Here is a 16,347-nt window from a genome sequence, read left to right as displayed (position 1 = left end):
TTGTATGAGCAATTCGAATGAATCCATTTCAACCTCACAAACGGTTGTGGCGATAAGTAGCAGCATCATCGGTGCGACGCTTTTGATCCTGCCACGGAGCGTCGCGGAAAAAATCGGCACCGCCGATGCATGGATGACGCCAATATTCGGTGGGATCATCATGCTGATACCGGCGATTTTCTCCGCCAAGCTTTCCCAACGCTTTCCGGGACGCACGTTTTTCCAATTCGGTCAAGATATCGTTGGGAAAGTGCTAGCCGGATTGTTTACGATGATGTTCATTGTCTATTTCAGTGCCCTGGGTGCGTATGAAATGAGGACGCTGACCGAGGTGATCCAGTTTGCGCTCTTGGAGAATACGCCAAGATGGGCGATTTCACTGATTTTTCTTTGCGCCCAACTGTATTTGCTGGTGGGTGGCATCAATCCGGTGGTGCGACTTTTGCAAGCACTGCTGCCGATTAGCCTGCTGTTTTTGTTCGGGGCGTTAGGACTGAGCTTCAAAGTTTTTGATCTAAACAATTTGCGACCCGTATTCGGAGAGGGGATCATGCCTTTTCTGAAAGGCATTCAGTCGATGGTCCTTCCTTTTTCCGGGTTCGAAAGCATCATGATCGTGGCAGCATTCATAAAACAGCCACAAAATGCGGTGAAGGCTGTCACCTTGGGAGTGGTGGTACCCACTATCGTGTATACTTGCACCCTGATCATGGTGATTGGCGGTTTATCTATAGAAGGGGTGGCGGAAAAAACATGGCCCACCTATTCCCTGATTCAATCGTTTGAAATCACAGGAGCGCTCTTTGAGCGTTTTGACATTTTGGTGCTCATTATTTGGGTGCTGCAAGTGTTTTCGACGGCATCGCTCTGTCATTTTTACGCATCCTTGGGGATAAGCCAGCTTTTTGGTCGGAAAATAACCCATTGCATCTACGGTCTTGCACCGCTTATTTTTATCGCCAGCTTTCTTCCGCACAATCTCGATGAATTGCGCAAGCTTGGCGAATGGATCGGGAACGCTTTCTTGTTCCTCGGAGTGGTTCTGCCAATTATTCTTTTCATGATTTCGTCCATCAGGAGGAAACCAGCATGAAAAAGGGCATAGGCACCGCAGTCTTGTTGATCACCTCACTCCTCTTGCTCACCGGCTGCTGGGATAGCCGGGATATCGACAAAAACTCGTTCATTATTGGCATCGCGATTGATAAAGGGAAAGAGCCGCAATTCGAGCGAGACGCAGATAAGCATGGCGGCCGTTATCGTAAGAAAAACATTATCACCATGACACGACAAATCATCCTTCCGTCCAGCAGCAAAAGCAGCGACACCAGTGGCGGAGGGAAAAGGTCGTATCGCAACACATCGATTTCAGGTGACAGCTTCCATCAAATCCTAAGGGAGTTTGCGCTGGAAAACCGCAACATCATCGCGTCTCATATGAAGGTACTAGTAATCAGCAAAGCGATTGCGGAAAAGGTGCGATTGGATTTCATGCTGAATCAGGCTGTGCGCGATAACGAGATTCGAAACAGCACGGTTATTTTTATGAGTCGTGGTGAAGCGCGTCTTGCCCTAAGTGGCAAAGCAGAAGAAAACACCCCATCGGAATATTTGTTGGAAATCGCGGATAATCGAAATCGGACGACACGATTGTTGCCACAGATGACCTTGCAGAAGGTAGCGAGCAAAATGGCCTCAGGATCGAGCTTCTTGCTGCCTGCTGTGTATGCAGAGCAGGAGCGGGTCAAGATGATAGGAGCAGCAGTGATCAAAGGAAGTACGCGGAAAGCAATCGGATTTTTGGGTGAGGAAGAAGTCGAAGGGATGACGTGGTTGACAGGAAAGGGTGCGCGCGGGGTGGTAAAAAGCTTGGGGGACCAAAATCAGTTGGTTGTCTACGAGATTAGTTCGATGAAAGGGAAGATTATCCCGCACGTGGAAGGCGACGACATCACGTTTGATGTGCAAGTCAAGTCGATAGGTGCTGTGTCGGAGGATTGGTCTTTTCCCGGGGATGCGTTTGAGAACAGTTTTCTGAAAAAAGTGGAACAATCCACCGAGAAAGAAATCAGGCGGATGGTTAATCAAACGATCCAAAGCATCCAAAAAAAGTACAAGGTAGATGTCGGTGGTTTCGGTGAGGAGCTGAGGATAGCCTATCCAAAAGTGTGGAAGAAGGTAAAAGCGAACTGGGATGAAACGTTCAGCAAAGCGAAAATCAACTACAATGTGAACATCACCGTCAATGCTTACGGAAACCAGGGGAAAAAATGAATATGAAAAAAGCTGCCGCCTTTTATAGGAAGCGACAGCTTTTTACGTTAAGTCCCATTTGAAACTAGGTCGATGCCGCGATGGCGTCTGTTTCCTTGGAGGGTGAGACCAGCCCTTTTTTCTCCCATGCCTTGCTGCGCCAACGGAAAAACATGATGATGCCGCGCGTCCATTCATCACAGGCGATTGCCAGCCAAATGCCGGGCAGTCCAAGCTCAAAATGAAAAGCAAGCACATAGCCGAGTGGCAAGCTCATTCCGACCATCGATAACAATCCCATATAGACCGGAAACTTGGCATCGCCAGCCGCACGCAGTGAGCTGATCAGAATCAGGTTGAAAACGCGACCTGTTTCCAAGAGGATGCTCAGTAAGATCACTTGCGAACCTAATCGGATGATCTCCGGATCGGTAGTGAAGATTCGGATGAGTTGGTCCCGGAACAAGATTGCGATGACATTGACGATCACCGTGAGTATCAGGCCCCAGCGCAGGCTGCTCCAAACCCGTTTGTATGCTTCTTCCAGTTGCCCCGCACCCACCAAGCGACCCGTAATGATCGACGTCCCCATTCCGATCGCTAGGCTGAACATATAGATGAACATAGAGATATTCATGGCATATTGGCGCGATGCCAGCGATTCGGCGCCCAAAAACGTTACATAGTAAAGGAAAACGGACTGGCAGGCGCTGTAGGTGATTTGTTCAAATGCGGATGGAATGCCAATTCGTAAAATTTTGCTGACGTGTTCGTTGGCAATGAAAACGTAATCGCGCTTTTCCATTTTGACTTCCATTACACGGTACAGCATCCACAAGAACACCAGCATTGCCACGCCGCGGCTGATGACGGTTGAAATCGCAGCCCCTGTGACGCCCAGCTCGGGAAAACCGAAATGGCCAAAAATCAGCAAATAATTCCCGACGATGTGGATGAGATTCATACCGAATGAGACATACATGCTTTCTTTGGTAAAGCCATATGTGCGAATGAGGCTAGCCAACGTATTGATGAGCGCTTGCATAAACAAACCGCCGCCAACGACAAGCAAATAATGCTGTGCGTAGTCGAACAGGTCGCCATGCAGATTGACCGCTTGCAGCAACGATCTGCCGAACAAGACAAAAGCAGCGCTGATCAAAAGACCGATGGCTAAGTTCAGGGTCAAGGCGGCAGCCGATATTTTTGCGGCCTCCCGCCACTTTTTGGAACCGATGTATTGAGCGACGACGATGGAAGCGCCGTTTCCTATCACTTCAAGAACGAGGACCGCGATAAAGATATATTGGTTTGCGACGCCGATTGCTGACACGGCACGGTCAGACACGCCGCTTAGCATGAACGTATCAGCACTGCCCATTAAAGTAAACAAGAGCAGCTCCAAAAAAATTGGCCAGGTCAGTTTTGACAAATGATACAATTGCTGATCGTTTTGTTTTTGTAATAGGGAACCTTCCATTTCATCACCTCCGTATGCAGTCTGCGAATGAACATTGTGTATCGTAGCACAGTTTTCGTGAATTTTCATTTACAAATCGTTAATGAAGTTGCAGAATCAAACAGAGTGGTCAATTTTACTTCGCCTGTATAAATTGTGTAAAATAATGATGGTCATTCGTTTGTCTATGCAAGGAAAACAGGCGTGGCCCTTTTGATTTTTGAGTGAGCGAGTGATGGAGCAGTGATAATCACAACAGGGCTTGAGCCGAATGAAACGACGATGGCCCATGCAATTGAATTGGCTGAAAGCTTTGCCATGCAACTCGTCCCACGACGAGATGCATCAATCCAACAGCTACGTAGGCAGCACCAGGACGATGCAGTCCTAGTGGTCTCCGCCAAAGGAGCGCGACTCGAAATCCCCGATCAACCTGCTTTCTTTTTTCATCCGAACAATTCGGCTTTTCGTATAAAGCGTTTGGAGCGCGGCGATACTGATACTATGCTCTCTGTTTGCCAAATTCAACCAGGAGATGACGTGCTGGACGCGACGCTCGGGTTGGGGGCGGATTCTATTGTGTTTGCGTACGCCATCGGCGAAAACGGACGTGTGGCAGGAATTGAATCGCAGACAATCATCGCCAAATTGGTGGAAGACGGAATGAAGCGTTGGCGAAACGGCTCCGACGCGCTGGAGAGTGCGATGCGCAGGGTTGAAGTCATCACGGGACATCATTTGGACGTCATGAGCAGCATGAAGGACAAGTCGTTTGATGTGGTGTACTTTGATCCGATGTTCGAGACGACGGTGGATGCATCGGCGGGGATTGGTGGAGTGCGAGCTTTTGCGAATGCTGAAACGCTTTCGGCGGAAGCTGTGCAGGAAGCTTTGCGCGTAGCGAGGCGCAGAGTCGTGCTGAAAGAAGGCAGCGAGGGAAAGCTTCATGAACGATTCGGTTTCACCCCGTATCGGAAGCGTGAGCGCCAAGCCGTTTACAGCTTTAGAGAGATAGGCGGAGGGGAGTGAACATGGCACAAAAGGAAAAACTGGTTGTGATTGTAGGACCCACAGCCGTCGGAAAAACGGAGCTAAGCTTGAAATTGGCTAGAGCGTTTGACGGAGAGATTCTCTCTGGCGATTCGATGCAGGTATACCGTGGAATGAATGTCGGTACGGCCAAAGCATCGCCGGAGGAGCTGGCTATGGTGCCACATCACCTGATCGATATTGTAGAACCAGATGAAGAGTATTCAGTTGCCATCTTCCAGACGATGGCACGTCGATTGATAAGCGAGATCAATCAAAGAGGGCATATTCCTTTTATCGTCGGAGGAACCGGCCTGTACATACAATCAGTAACGCATGCGTATGAATTCGCCGATACTGCGCAGGATGTGGAACTGCGCGAAAGGCTGCAGCGTTACGCCGAGCTAGAAGGCGTCGATGCCTTGCACCAAAGGCTCGCAGCGATTGACCCGATCACCGCAGAACGGCTGCATCCCAATGATGTAAAGCGGGTCATTCGGGCCATCGAGATTTATGAGGTGACAGGCAGCCGAATGGCTGATTACCAGCATCGCGAGGAGCAGTCCGGTTATGAAGTCATGATCATCGGGCTTACGATGGACCGTGCTCTTCTTTATGAACGGATTAACCACCGAGTCGACCTGATGATGGAGGCGGGCTTGGTGGAGGAAGTGCGAGAATTGCTGGATCGCGGCTTCGATCCAAACAGTGCCGCCATGCAGGGCCTGGGCTATAAAGAATTGGTGCCCTATCTGTACGGTGAAATCACGCTGGAAAAAGCGATCAATGACATTAAACAGCGGACCCGCCATTTTGCCAAACGTCAGCTTTCCTGGTTCCGAAGAATGCCGGAGATTCAATGGTTTGACGTGACCGAGCCCGGTAGCCGGGAAGCGGCATTCGCAACAATTAGCCAGACGCTGGCAGGAAAGTTTTCCCGTACGCCGAATATATAATTTACAAGTCCTTGTAGGAGGTAGTTTTCATGAAACAGACAATCAACATTCAAGATACGTTTTTGAATCAATTGCGCAAAGAAAATATTGCAGTGACCATCTATCTGGTAAACGGATTCCAATTACGTGGCTATATTAAAGCGTTTGACAATTTTACAATCGTGATCGATAGTGAAGGTAAGCAACAGCTTGTATATAAGCATGCGATTTCCACATTCACGCCGCAGCGCCCGGTTTCCTTGATGTCGCAAGAGAACAACCAGGCGTAACGATTGGAAAAGCTGTCCGTCAGACGGGCGGCTTTTTTTATTCTCATCGCGGGGCATCAAAGCGTTCATTTCTTTATGGTTTCGGGAAATTTTTCCTTGGGCATGCGTATACTTAGGTAGATAAACCCCATCTCGCTCCAGCTCATAATGGATGTGCGGGGCCATCAGGAGAGGGCAGGTGAAACAGGTGAAATCACAACAGTATGCTCCCAGCAATCCCGCGGCAAAAACGACGGAATCTTCATCCCACCGCATACAAGTCGTCATTAATCAGCCGCCGCCAAAGGCAAAAGAACCGCAGACGATGGCGGAAAATGTGCGCATTACGGCAAACGCAGGCCTCGCAAACGTGTTCGATGAATTGGAGAGGCTGATCGGCTTACAGGAAGCGAAACGAACGATGTACGAAATTTATGCGCTCCTGCGGATGAATCAGGAGCGGGAAAAGCATAAGCTTCGAATTGAAAAGCAAGTGTACCATATGGTGTTTAAAGGCAACCCTGGAACGGGTAAAACGACAGTCGCAAGGATCGTCGGCAAAATATGCAAAGAGATGGGCATATTGAGTAAAGGGCATCTGATCGAGGTGGAACGTGCAGACCTGGTTGGGGAGTTCATCGGCCATACCGCACAGAAAACAAGGGACTTGATCAAAAAGGCAATGGGTGGCATTCTGTTCATCGATGAGGCGTATTCACTTGCACGTGGTGGAGAAAAAGATTTTGGCAAGGAGGCCATCGATTGCTTGACAAAGGCGATGGAAGACCAGAAAACAGAGTTCATCTGTATTTTGGCAGGCTATACCGATGAAATGGAAGAGTTTTTGCAAATCAATCCCGGCCTACCATCCCGTTTTCCGATCCAGATTCATTTTCATGATTATAACGTCGACGACCTCATGCGCATTTCCGATCTCATCATCAACGAGAAAGAGTACACATTGTCCGAGGCCGCTCGTGACAAGCTACGCCATCAGCTGATCAGGGTCAAAAATGATCCGTTCCTGTTCAATTTCAGCAATGCCCGCTATGTCCGTAACATGCTGGAGCAAGCGATCCGGACGCATGCGGTCCGGACGGTCAAGGTACACGAGCCAACGGTCGAGCAATTGATGACGATAAAGGCAGAGGACCTCGTTTTTTGACGAGACAGGTGCATTGCACCCGGCGTTTACGTAAGATTTGCCAAGTATGATATGATAACGTGAGAGGGGAAGTGGATAAATGACTCATAGCCTGTTGAAAACGAGGGAGACAGCGATTCTTGTCGGTTGTCTACTCGATACTCGTGATAAAGAACGGATGCGCCTCTCGCTCGAAGAGTTGACAGACTTGGCGGAGACCGCAGGCGTACAAGTGGTTGACGTCGTAACGCAAAATCGTGACCGAGTTGATGCCGCTTGGTATTTAGGCTCAGGCAAAATGGTGGAAATCGCCCAGCGAGCCGAAGAGCTGGATGTTGATTTGGTTATTTTCAACGACGAGCTTTCACCAAGCCAGAATCGAAATCTGGAAAAAGTCTTCGATTGCAAAGTAATCGACCGTACACAGTTGATACTCGATATTTTTGCGCTGCGCGCCCAGTCATCAGAGGGGAAAATCCAGGTGGAGCTGGCGCAGTACAATTACTTGCTGCCACGGCTGGCCGGACAGGGGAAAAACCTGTCCCGTCTCGGCGGCGGTATCGGTACGCGAGGTCCCGGCGAATCCAAGCTGGAGTCGGACCGACGACACATCCGCAGACGGATCGGCGAACTGAAAGACCGGCTTAATGAAGTGGTTCGCACACGTCATCTGCACCGTGAGCGCCGCAAAAAAAACCAGGTGTACCAAATTGCGTTGGTCGGCTATACCAATGCAGGCAAGTCTACGCTATTGAACCGCCTGACAAACGCCGGTACGCTGGAGGAGGACAAGCTATTCGCTACGCTTGATCCGACCACCCGTCAGCTTCAGCTGCCGAACGGTCTGGAAGTGTTATTGACCGATACCGTTGGTTTTATTCAAGACTTGCCAACGGCACTGGTGGCCGCCTTCCGTTCGACATTGGAAGGCTTGAAGGAAGCGGACTTCATTTTGCATGTAGTGGATAGCCATCATCCCGACCTCGCCATCCATATGGAAGTGGTCGAAAGAGTAATGCGTGAGCTGGATGCGGAAGACATCCCGCAGCTTGTCGTATTCAATAAGCGCGACCTGATCGGACCGGATCACTATTTGCCGAAAGTGGAACGCTCTCTATTAATCACGGCGAACGACGAAAACGATTTGGCGAAGCTGCGCAAACAGATTGAAGATCAGGTGCTTGCATCGTACCAGTCGCTAACGCTCAACGTGCCTGCGGATCGCGGAGACATTCTCTCCCTCTTGCATCGGGCGGGCGTCGATATGGAGCAATCTTTTGACGAGGCAGGGGATGCATATCGCATCCAGGTACGCATGAACCGGGATAACCCGATCTACGGCAAAATCGCTGCATTCGTGAACGAACCAACTGGACAACAGATGGCAACCGCAGAATTAGGAGAAAGGTGAGTCAGTTACAATGTATGAATTATTTACGCACGGGGCGCAACTGAAGCCGATCGTGGAGGAAGTCGAGGCGATGATCGCCAAGCGTCATCAGGAAATCAATCAAATGGTCGACTTCAACCAGCTAAAGGTTCTGCGCTCGTACCAAAAGCATGCCGTTAACGAATTTCATTTCGCACCATCAACCGGATACGGCTATGACGATACAGGCCGTTCGACGCTGGAATCGATCTATGCGGATGTTTTCGGCGGAGAGGCAGCGCTCGTCCGCCCGCAAATCGTGTCCGGCACACATGCAATCGCAATCACGCTTTTTGGCATGCTGCGCCCTGGCGATGAACTGATCTATATGACGGGAAAACCGTACGATACACTTGAAGAAGTGGTTGGCGTTCGTGGAGAAAACCAAGGCTCCTTGAAAGAGTTCGGCATTGATTATCAAGCGGTGCCGCTCTTGGCAAACGGTGATGTCGACTTTGATAGTGTCGCGAAAGCGATCTCCCCGAAAACGAAAGTAATCGGCATCCAGCGCTCCCGCGGTTATGCGGATCGTCCATCGTTCACGATTGCCAAGATCAAGGAAATGGTTTCGTTCATTAAAGAAATCAACCCGAATCTGATCGTGTTCGTCGATAACTGCTACGGCGAATTCACGGAAGACAAAGAACCGTTGCAAGTAGGAGCCGACATTATAGCTGGCTCCCTAATCAAAAATCCGGGCGGCGGCCTGGCGAAAACCGGTGGATACATTTGTGGCCGCGCTGACCTCGTACGTCTCGCTTCCTACCGCATGGCAGCGCCGGGGATCGGTGCGGAAGGTGGAGCGACTCTCTATTCGCTGCATGAGATGTATCAAGGCTATTTCCTTGCGCCGCACGTCGTCGGCGAAGCGATCAAGGGAGCGGTGTTCTCGTCCGGCATGCTCGAGCGCCTCGGCTTTAAGACTAACCCTCTGTGGCATCAACCGCGCACGGATTTGATCCAATCGATCGAGTTCGGCACGGCCGAGCGCCTCATCGCGTTTTGTCAAGGCATTCAGAAGGCGTCTCCTGTCGATGCCCATGTCACTCCGTATCCGAGCGAAATGCCTGGCTATGCTGACCCAGTTATCATGGCAGCGGGAAGCTTTGTGCAGGGTGCAACGATGGAGCTGTCTGCTGACGGTCCGATCCGTCCGCCGTATATGGGCTTTGTACAGGGTGGACTGACCTACTCGCATGTAAAAGTGGGAGTATTGACAGCGTTGGATGGTTTGTTGGCGCAAGGGCTGTTGGAATTGAAATAAAGTTGTAGGAATAGGAAAGTCGGTTTCTTCTCGCAGGAGAGGCCGGCTTTTTTATATGAGAATATCAATTGAGTAGTACGTTACACGTAAGTTTGACGAGTTCGTGTCAATTTTTCTAACAGTGATTGACAGAGAAGGCTGACGCGAATACAATAGGGTTATGAATCGGTTTACGAGAGGAGGAGACTCATATGAGTGATATGATCCGCAGAAATATGGCGCTCTTTCCGATTGGCATCGTGATGAAGTTAACCGAACTCACGGCTCGACAGATTCGATACTACGAACAGAATGGCTTGATCCAACCAGCACGTACTGAAGGTAAACAACGTCTTTTTTCCTTTAACGACGTTGATCAGCTGCTCGAAATCAAAGCGCTGATCGAAAAAGGCCTGAATATCGCTGGCATTAAACAGGTCCTGCTAATCCAGAAACCGCCTGTAGAGAAAACGGTTATTACGGAAAAATCCGAGGCAAAACGGAAGGAAATGTCCGACAAAGAATTGCGTCAACTGTTAAAAACGCAAATCATGAATCCGTCCCGCCTAAATGACACATCTTTAATCCGTGGGGAGCTTTCGCGGTTCTTCCACTAAGATAACAAAAGCACTAGGAGGAGAGAAAAAGAATGGGCAAGTATACAAAAGAAGATATTTTGCGCTTGGCAAAAGAAGAAAATGTGAAGTACATTCGTTTGCAATTCACCGATCTGATGGGGATTATCAAAAACGTGGAAATCCCATTGTCCCAACTGCCTAAAGCGCTGGATAACAAAATGATGTTTGACGGTTCTTCCATCGAAGGTTTTGTTCGTATCGAAGAATCCGATATGTATCTTGCTCCAGATCTTGATACGTGGGTTGTGTTCCCGTGGGGAACCGAATCCGGCAAAGTTGCTCGTCTGATCTGTGACATCAACAATCCAGACGGTACACCATTTGAAGGCGACCCGCGCCAAATCCTCAAAAAAGTGCTGAAAGAAGCAAAAGACATGGGCTTCACTTCTTTCAACGTTGGACCAGAGCCTGAGTTCTTCTTGTTCAAAATGAACGAAAAAGGTGAGCCGACGCTTGACTTTAACGACCAAGGTGGTTATTTCGACTTCGCTCCGCTTGACTTGGGCGAAAACTGCCGCCGCGACATCGTACTGGCCCTCGAGCAAATGGGTCTGGAGATTGAGGCGTCTCACCATGAAGTGGCACCTGGTCAACACGAAATCGACTTCAAATATGCGGATGCGGTACAAGCTGCTGACCAAATCCTCACCTTTAAACTCGTAGTTAAAACAATCGCGCGCCAACATGGTCTGCATGCGACATTCATGCCGAAACCAATGTATGGCGTAGCAGGTTCCGGTATGCACGCGAACCAATCTCTCTTCCGCGGTAAAGAAAACGCGTTCTACGATGAGAAAGATGAATTGGGCTTGAGCGAGACAGCTCGTCACTATCTCGCAGGGATCTTGGCGCATGCTCGTGGTTTCGCAGCGATCACCAACCCGTTGGTTAACTCTTACAAACGCTTGGTACCAGGCTATGAAGCACCTTGTTATGTAGCATGGTCCGCGAAAAACCGTTCTCCATTGGTGCGTATTCCTGCAGCTCGCGGTCTGTCCACTCGTATCGAAGTGCGCAACCCGGACCCAGCTGCAAACCCATACCTGGCATTGGCAGTTTTGCTGAAAGCCGGTTTGGACGGAATCAAAAACAAAACCGTTTTGCCACCATCTGTAGACCGCAACATCTACGTGATGTCCGATGCAGAGCGCGAAGAAAGCGGCATCGAAAACTTGCCAGCGTCTTTGAAAGAAGCGGTTGACTGCCTGAAAGCAGACCCAGTCATCTGCGAAGCACTGGGCGAACATGCACTGCTGCACTTTGTAGAAGCAAAAGAAATCGAATGGGATATTTTCCGCACGCGCGTACACGATTGGGAGCGCGAGCAATATATGAACATTTATTAATGAGCGAGACCCCTTGTGCCATCTGGTGCGAGGGGTTTTTATTTTTGCGCTACATGGATGGCTATGATAAACTTTATTCCATTATTTGCATTGAGCAATGGCTTGGGACAGTAAAGGAGCGGTACATATGGCACGCGTATTATTTATTAATGGTGGGTCAGAGGGACATGTCAATCCAACAATTGGGGTGGTGCAAGAACTTATCGCGCGTGGGGAAGAAGTCGTGTACGTTACGATAGAAGATTTTCGAGAGCGTATGGAAAAGACGGGAGCGACTGTACGAACAATTGACGGTCAAAAATTTATCAAAGCGTTTATTTCAGGTGGAAGAAATTATTTTCTCGAAAGAATCAACGGTCTTTTGCTTACGGCAGATATCGTCATACCTAGCGTACTGGAACAGATTAAAGGCGAGCATTTTGATTACATCATTCACGATTCCATGTTTGGTTGTGGACGGTTACTGGCCCAGATCTTGAAGCTTCCAGCCATTAGTTCATGTACTTCGTTTGCGCAGTCAAAAGAATCATTCGATAAAATGCTAGAACAGCTTACTGAAAAAATTCCTGCTGATATCTTGAAACCAATTCAAGATGAATATCAAAACCTGACGCAAAAGGTGAAGGAAAAATATGATGTGGAGATCCAGTCTCCTTATGAAGTTTTTTGTAATCCTGCACCACAAACGATCGTGTATATAACGAGGGAGTTTCAACCATTTGGAGAAGCATTTGATCAAACATACAAATTTGTAGGTCCTTCCATCTCTTCACGATTCACGCAGGAAGCCTTCGACTTTTCCGCAATCAAGGGTAAAAGCCTGATTTACATCTCACTGGGGACGATCGTAAATCAATCGATTGATTTCTATAAGCTTTGTTTTAGGGCATTTGAGAACACTGAGCATACCATTCTCATGTCGATTGGAAATAAAGTTCAAATTTTTGATTTGGGGGATATTCCAAAAAACTTCGTTGTAAAAAGCTATGTTCCACAAACGGAAGTACTAAAACATACGAAATTATTTATTACACATGGCGGAATGAATAGTACCAATGAAGGTCTTTATTACGGAGTTCCACTCGTTGTACTCCCACAAAGCGCGGATCAGCCAGTCATTGCCGAGAGAGTTGCCAATATCGGAGCAGGCATTTCATTACAAATGCAAAGTTTGACTGCATATCAACTGCGTGAAACCGCAGAACATGTGTTGCAAGACCATTCTTTCAAAGAAGCTGCGGAAAAGATGGGGGAATCCTTTCTGCGATCGGGTGGGTATCGCAAAGCTGTTGATGAGATTTTTGAATATAAAAGCCAACACCATATAGGACACTGAAACGATAAGCAAAAAAACTCGCCAACACTGAGGCGAGTTTCTTTTTATATGCAAATGCAACATCTATTCAATTGTGTTTTTCGTTGCCTTATACATATTTTCTACGTGTTCGTCGACTTCATCCCTTGACATCCGTAAGCGATTCACAGAAGTGCCATAACCAATTTCCTTTTTCCCTTCTTTTAATCCTTGGAAAATTCCATCTGCGAAATCATCTAATGGTTCTCCATGTGTGTGCAACCCGGCTCCACCTAAATCTGTATTCACTGCCGGGGGAGCAACTTCTATGACTTCTACAGACGTATCGGATAGTTGATGTCTGAGGCTCATTGTAAATGAATGAAGCGCCGCTTTCGTTGCTGAATAAATCGGAGCAATCGCAAAAGGGGTAAAAGCTAACCCGGATGTCACGTTAATGATCGTCGCCTCTTCTTTTGTTGCAAAAAAGGAAGCGAACAGCATGGAGAGATGAAAAGGTGCTTCGATGTTGGTTGTGATTTCTTTTCTGAAATAACTCCAATTACTCCTCACATCCGCTTTTCTTACATTGAAGCGTTGCTGGATTCCCGCATTGTTAACCAACACATTCACTTCTGGATAGTTGACCGTTACCCAATCGAACAATGCTACACGCTCGGATTCACTATCTAAATTGCATATGCGAGTAATAAGGCTGGGGAGTTTTTCTTTCGCATTTTGAAGTGCCTGTTCACGCCGCCCACAAACAATAACTTGATTACCTGCTTTGATAAAACGCTCCGCAAAAGCGAATCCAATTCCAGAACTTCCACCAGTAATAAGAATTGTATTTCCTGAAAGTTTCATGATCGTTCCTCTTCTCGATTATTTTTTCTTTCCTGAGTACGTTTTACATAACGGGTAATTTTTACGTCAATCCCTTTTAAGGACTCTGTCATCAACGATATTTCAGCTAGTACAGCTTGCTTGTGATTCTTCATCATTTCAAGCCGGAGCTCAATTGTGTTATCTCCTTGCACGACCCAATCAATATATTGCTTAATCCCGCTTATGGGCATGTGGGTGTTTTTTAAGCAAATAACGGTTTCAAGGAGCGACATTTGATCTTCTGAAAATAACCGCCTGCCAGCTTCGTCACGTTCAATGTGTGGTAATAGTCCTTTTTTTTCATAAAAACGTAGCGTCGATTCGGGAATATTGAATATGGCTGAAGCTTCGCTAATGGAACAATACTTCATTTGGAGACCTCCAAAATGATCTTACATTGTCGACAGGAATAGGATACGACTTAAACCGTGGTTTAAGTCAACAGAAAAAACGAAGCAGGAAGACATCGTTCTTGATGCTTGGTCGAAAAGCTTTCAAACCGAGAATCGGTGGGGGAGTAACGTTAGTCTGAAACGTTTCGGGTAGGGGAAAAAGAGGATTACTGCTACGAATAAAACTGCCATATCGTTTTATGTAACCGAAAGATCATTTATTCGTACATACTAGTACGAGTAACGCAAGTGGTTTTTGGATCGAGGAGGATTGGAAATGGACATTGTCCTATGGATTATCGTAGCAGCGCTGTTTGCTGCCAGCTTAATTGCGGTCTTTTTCCCGGTGCTGCCGGAGATGCTGCTGTTGTGGGCGGGGTTCCTGCTGTACCAGTTCACGATTGCAGGATCAGGTGCAGGGTTGCCAGCATCGTTTTGGTGGGGCATGGCAATCATGACTATTTTATTGTATGGAGCAGATTTTTTAACGAACGCTTATTTTGTCAAAAAATACGGCGGGTCCAAGTGGTCGCAGTTTGCCTCGATCGTGGGGGTCATTTTGGGGGCCGTTTTGTTTCCACCGTTTGGGATCATTTTGTTTCCATTCGCGCTGGTCATCATTGTCGAGATGATCGTGCAGCGGCAACCACTCGAACACGCGGTCAAAGCGGGGGTCGGTTCGGTCGTCGCGTTCTTGGGGAGCGCTGTGATGAAAGTCTTCTTGCAGATCGTCATGATTGTGTGGTTTTTCCTTGCTATCTAAACCGGAACCATGCGCATGAAAAAAGGAAACGAATCCGTTTAAGGGTTCGTTTCCTTTTTGTTTGAAACGTTCAGGTAACTTAGTGGAGTAACCGGTACACGCCGATGACCTTGCCCAAAATCGAAACGCTGTCCAAGATGATCGGTTCGAGAGCGGCGTTTTCAGGCTGAAGTCGAAAGTGATTTTTTTCCTTGAAGAAGCGTTTCACCGTCGCTTCATCTTCTTCTGTCATCGCTACCACGATATCGCCGTTATTGGCTACGTTTTGCTGACGAACAATCACATAATCCCCGTCCAAAATCCCGGCTTCAATCATACTCTCACCAGATACGCGCAGCATATATACTTTGTCCGAGGTCACGATGCTCTCTGGGAGAGGAAAGTAGTCTTCCACATCTTCAATCGCGGTGATAGGCAGACCAGCTGTCACTTTTCCGACAACGGGAACGCGAACAACAGAATCAGGGAAATCGTCAGCAACGCGCCCCTCATCGCTTAAAAGCTCGATTGCACGCGGTTTTGTAGGGTCTCTGCGAATAAGTCCTTTTTTCTCCAAACGAGCCAAATGTCCGTGTACGGTAGAACTGGAAGCAAGGCCGACAGCCTCGCCGATTTCCCGAACAGATGGCGGATAACCTTTGTCTTTTACTTCCTTGCGAATAAAATCGATGATGGATTGTTGACGGTTAGATAGCTTGGACACGTTGACACCCCAATTCGTTTACCATTTTTCTCTATTATAACACGGGAATTCTTGTTCGACAAACATAAGTTCGACAATTTTCTTGACATGAACATGTGTTCGTATTATGATCATATCAGAACAAATCGAACATCTGTTTGGGGGTCGTAACTATGGTAGGATATGTTTATGTACCATCACATCATTTGAATAAAGAAACAACGACAAAGCGAAGCAAACTTTCGATTACACGAGGACAAGCCCTTTTTATTCTTGCACTTATCGCGCTATTTAGTTATTTTTTGACAAGCTTCGTGTTCGCATCGGAAGAAGGAACGACGTCAGTTCCGGTCAAGGTGATTACGGTTCAGGAGGGAGACAGCCTATGGGAGATCGCTTCTGCTTATCGCGCGGATACCGGTTTGGAAATAAACGACTTGATCGATCAAATTATGGCGTTGAACGAAATGAAGGATGTCATCATCTATGAAGGGCAGACTTTGAAAATACCAACCAACTGGAAATAGTACAGTTTCCCTCTTGTGTTTGGCTCCCGCCTCTTGCTATAATATATAGATGTTTG

Annotated in this window: 17 protein-coding genes; 13 read left to right on the top strand and 4 right to left on the bottom strand. The window is 47.8% G+C overall.

Translation table 11 applies throughout. The features are described from left to right. The first annotated feature begins 4 nt into the window (after positions 1 to 4). Positions 5 to 1,093, top strand: coding sequence for a GerAB/ArcD/ProY family transporter (locus tag EDM56_RS03125; RefSeq protein ID WP_122916422.1), 1,089 nt, complete (start codon positions 5 to 7; stop codon positions 1,091 to 1,093). Further along, positions 1,090 to 2,274 (top strand): Ger(x)C family spore germination protein, encoded by a 1,185-nt coding sequence (locus EDM56_RS03120; protein WP_246009238.1) that lies wholly within the window; start codon positions 1,090 to 1,092, stop codon positions 2,272 to 2,274. Before EDM56_RS03125 ends, EDM56_RS03120 begins: the two co-directional genes overlap by 4 nt. A gap of 64 nt (positions 2,275 to 2,338) precedes the next feature. Here EDM56_RS03120 and EDM56_RS03115 read toward each other — a convergent pair whose 3' ends face one another. Further along, a complete protein-coding gene (locus EDM56_RS03115; RefSeq protein ID WP_122916421.1) occupies positions 2,339 to 3,733 on the bottom strand; it encodes an MATE family efflux transporter in 1,395 nt (464 codons plus the stop codon). A gap of 222 nt (positions 3,734 to 3,955) precedes the next feature. Between EDM56_RS03115 and EDM56_RS03110 the strand changes: the two genes are divergently transcribed. The 9 genes from EDM56_RS03110 (at position 3,956) to EDM56_RS03070 (ending at position 13,081) form a co-directional block, all read left to right on the top strand. Beyond that, on the top strand, positions 3,956 to 4,741 hold the full coding sequence (locus EDM56_RS03110; protein ID WP_122916420.1) for a class I SAM-dependent methyltransferase: 786 nt from the start codon (positions 3,956 to 3,958) through the stop codon (positions 4,739 to 4,741). Between the two features lie 2 nt (positions 4,742 to 4,743). Further along, positions 4,744 to 5,697, top strand: a complete 954-nt coding sequence (gene miaA, locus EDM56_RS03105) for a tRNA (adenosine(37)-N6)-dimethylallyltransferase MiaA (RefSeq protein WP_425456273.1) — start codon at positions 4,744 to 4,746, stop codon at positions 5,695 to 5,697. A gap of 29 nt (positions 5,698 to 5,726) precedes the next feature. After that, positions 5,727 to 5,966, top strand: a complete 240-nt coding sequence (gene hfq / locus EDM56_RS03100; protein ID WP_122916418.1) for an RNA chaperone Hfq — start codon at positions 5,727 to 5,729, stop codon at positions 5,964 to 5,966. A 187-nt stretch (positions 5,967 to 6,153) separates the two neighbouring features. After that, positions 6,154 to 7,110 carry an AAA family ATPase gene (locus EDM56_RS03095; RefSeq protein WP_246009259.1) on the top strand — a complete coding sequence of 319 codons (957 nt, stop codon included), beginning with the start codon at positions 6,154 to 6,156 and terminating at the stop codon, positions 7,108 to 7,110. A gap of 79 nt (positions 7,111 to 7,189) precedes the next feature. Further along, positions 7,190 to 8,500 (top strand): GTPase HflX, encoded by a 1,311-nt coding sequence (gene hflX, locus EDM56_RS03090; RefSeq protein ID WP_122916416.1) that lies wholly within the window; start codon positions 7,190 to 7,192, stop codon positions 8,498 to 8,500. A gap of 10 nt (positions 8,501 to 8,510) precedes the next feature. After that, positions 8,511 to 9,782: a methionine gamma-lyase family protein gene (locus EDM56_RS03085; protein WP_122916415.1), complete on the top strand. Its 1,272-nt coding sequence runs from the start codon at positions 8,511 to 8,513 to the stop codon at positions 9,780 to 9,782. Positions 9,783 to 9,973: 191 nt separating this feature from the next. Then, entirely contained in the window at positions 9,974 to 10,378 is a 405-nt protein-coding gene (locus EDM56_RS03080; RefSeq protein ID WP_122916414.1) for a MerR family transcriptional regulator, read from the top strand. 32 nt (positions 10,379 to 10,410) lie between these two features. Beyond that, positions 10,411 to 11,745 (top strand): type I glutamate--ammonia ligase, encoded by a 1,335-nt coding sequence (gene glnA, locus EDM56_RS03075; RefSeq protein ID WP_122916413.1) that lies wholly within the window; start codon positions 10,411 to 10,413, stop codon positions 11,743 to 11,745. A 127-nt stretch (positions 11,746 to 11,872) separates the two neighbouring features. Continuing rightward, a complete protein-coding gene (locus tag EDM56_RS03070) occupies positions 11,873 to 13,081 on the top strand; it encodes a macrolide family glycosyltransferase (RefSeq protein ID WP_122916412.1) in 1,209 nt (402 codons plus the stop codon). A gap of 63 nt (positions 13,082 to 13,144) precedes the next feature. Here EDM56_RS03070 and EDM56_RS03065 read toward each other — a convergent pair whose 3' ends face one another. After that, positions 13,145 to 13,906 carry an SDR family oxidoreductase gene (locus EDM56_RS03065; protein ID WP_122916411.1) on the bottom strand — a complete coding sequence of 254 codons (762 nt, stop codon included), beginning with the start codon at positions 13,904 to 13,906 and terminating at the stop codon, positions 13,145 to 13,147. Further along, entirely contained in the window at positions 13,903 to 14,298 is a 396-nt protein-coding gene (locus tag EDM56_RS03060) for a MerR family transcriptional regulator (RefSeq protein ID WP_122916410.1), read from the bottom strand. The genes EDM56_RS03065 and EDM56_RS03060 overlap by 4 nt, the downstream gene beginning before the upstream one ends. Positions 14,299 to 14,596: 298 nt before the next feature. Here EDM56_RS03060 and EDM56_RS03055 point away from each other — a divergent pair, with 298 nt between their 5' ends. Next, the gene (locus EDM56_RS03055) at positions 14,597 to 15,082 is read left to right on the top strand and encodes a DUF456 domain-containing protein (protein ID WP_122916409.1); all 486 of its coding nucleotides are present in this window, start codon (positions 14,597 to 14,599) and stop codon (positions 15,080 to 15,082) included. A gap of 79 nt (positions 15,083 to 15,161) precedes the next feature. Here the strand turns inward: EDM56_RS03055 and lexA are convergent, their stop codons facing one another. Then, positions 15,162 to 15,785 (bottom strand): transcriptional repressor LexA, encoded by a 624-nt coding sequence (gene lexA, locus EDM56_RS03050; RefSeq protein WP_122916408.1) that lies wholly within the window; start codon positions 15,783 to 15,785, stop codon positions 15,162 to 15,164. Between the two features lie 152 nt (positions 15,786 to 15,937). Here lexA and yneA point away from each other — a divergent pair, with 152 nt between their 5' ends. Then, positions 15,938 to 16,291, top strand: coding sequence for a cell division suppressor protein YneA (gene yneA, locus EDM56_RS03045; protein WP_122916407.1), 354 nt, complete (start codon positions 15,938 to 15,940; stop codon positions 16,289 to 16,291). The last annotated feature ends 56 nt before the right edge of the window (positions 16,292 to 16,347 follow it).

This window comes from Brevibacillus fluminis (assembly GCF_003710825.1).
GTDB lineage: Bacteria > Bacillota > Bacilli > Brevibacillales > Brevibacillaceae > Brevibacillus_D > Brevibacillus_D fluminis.
This window is presented reverse-complemented; position numbering and strand designations above follow the sequence as displayed.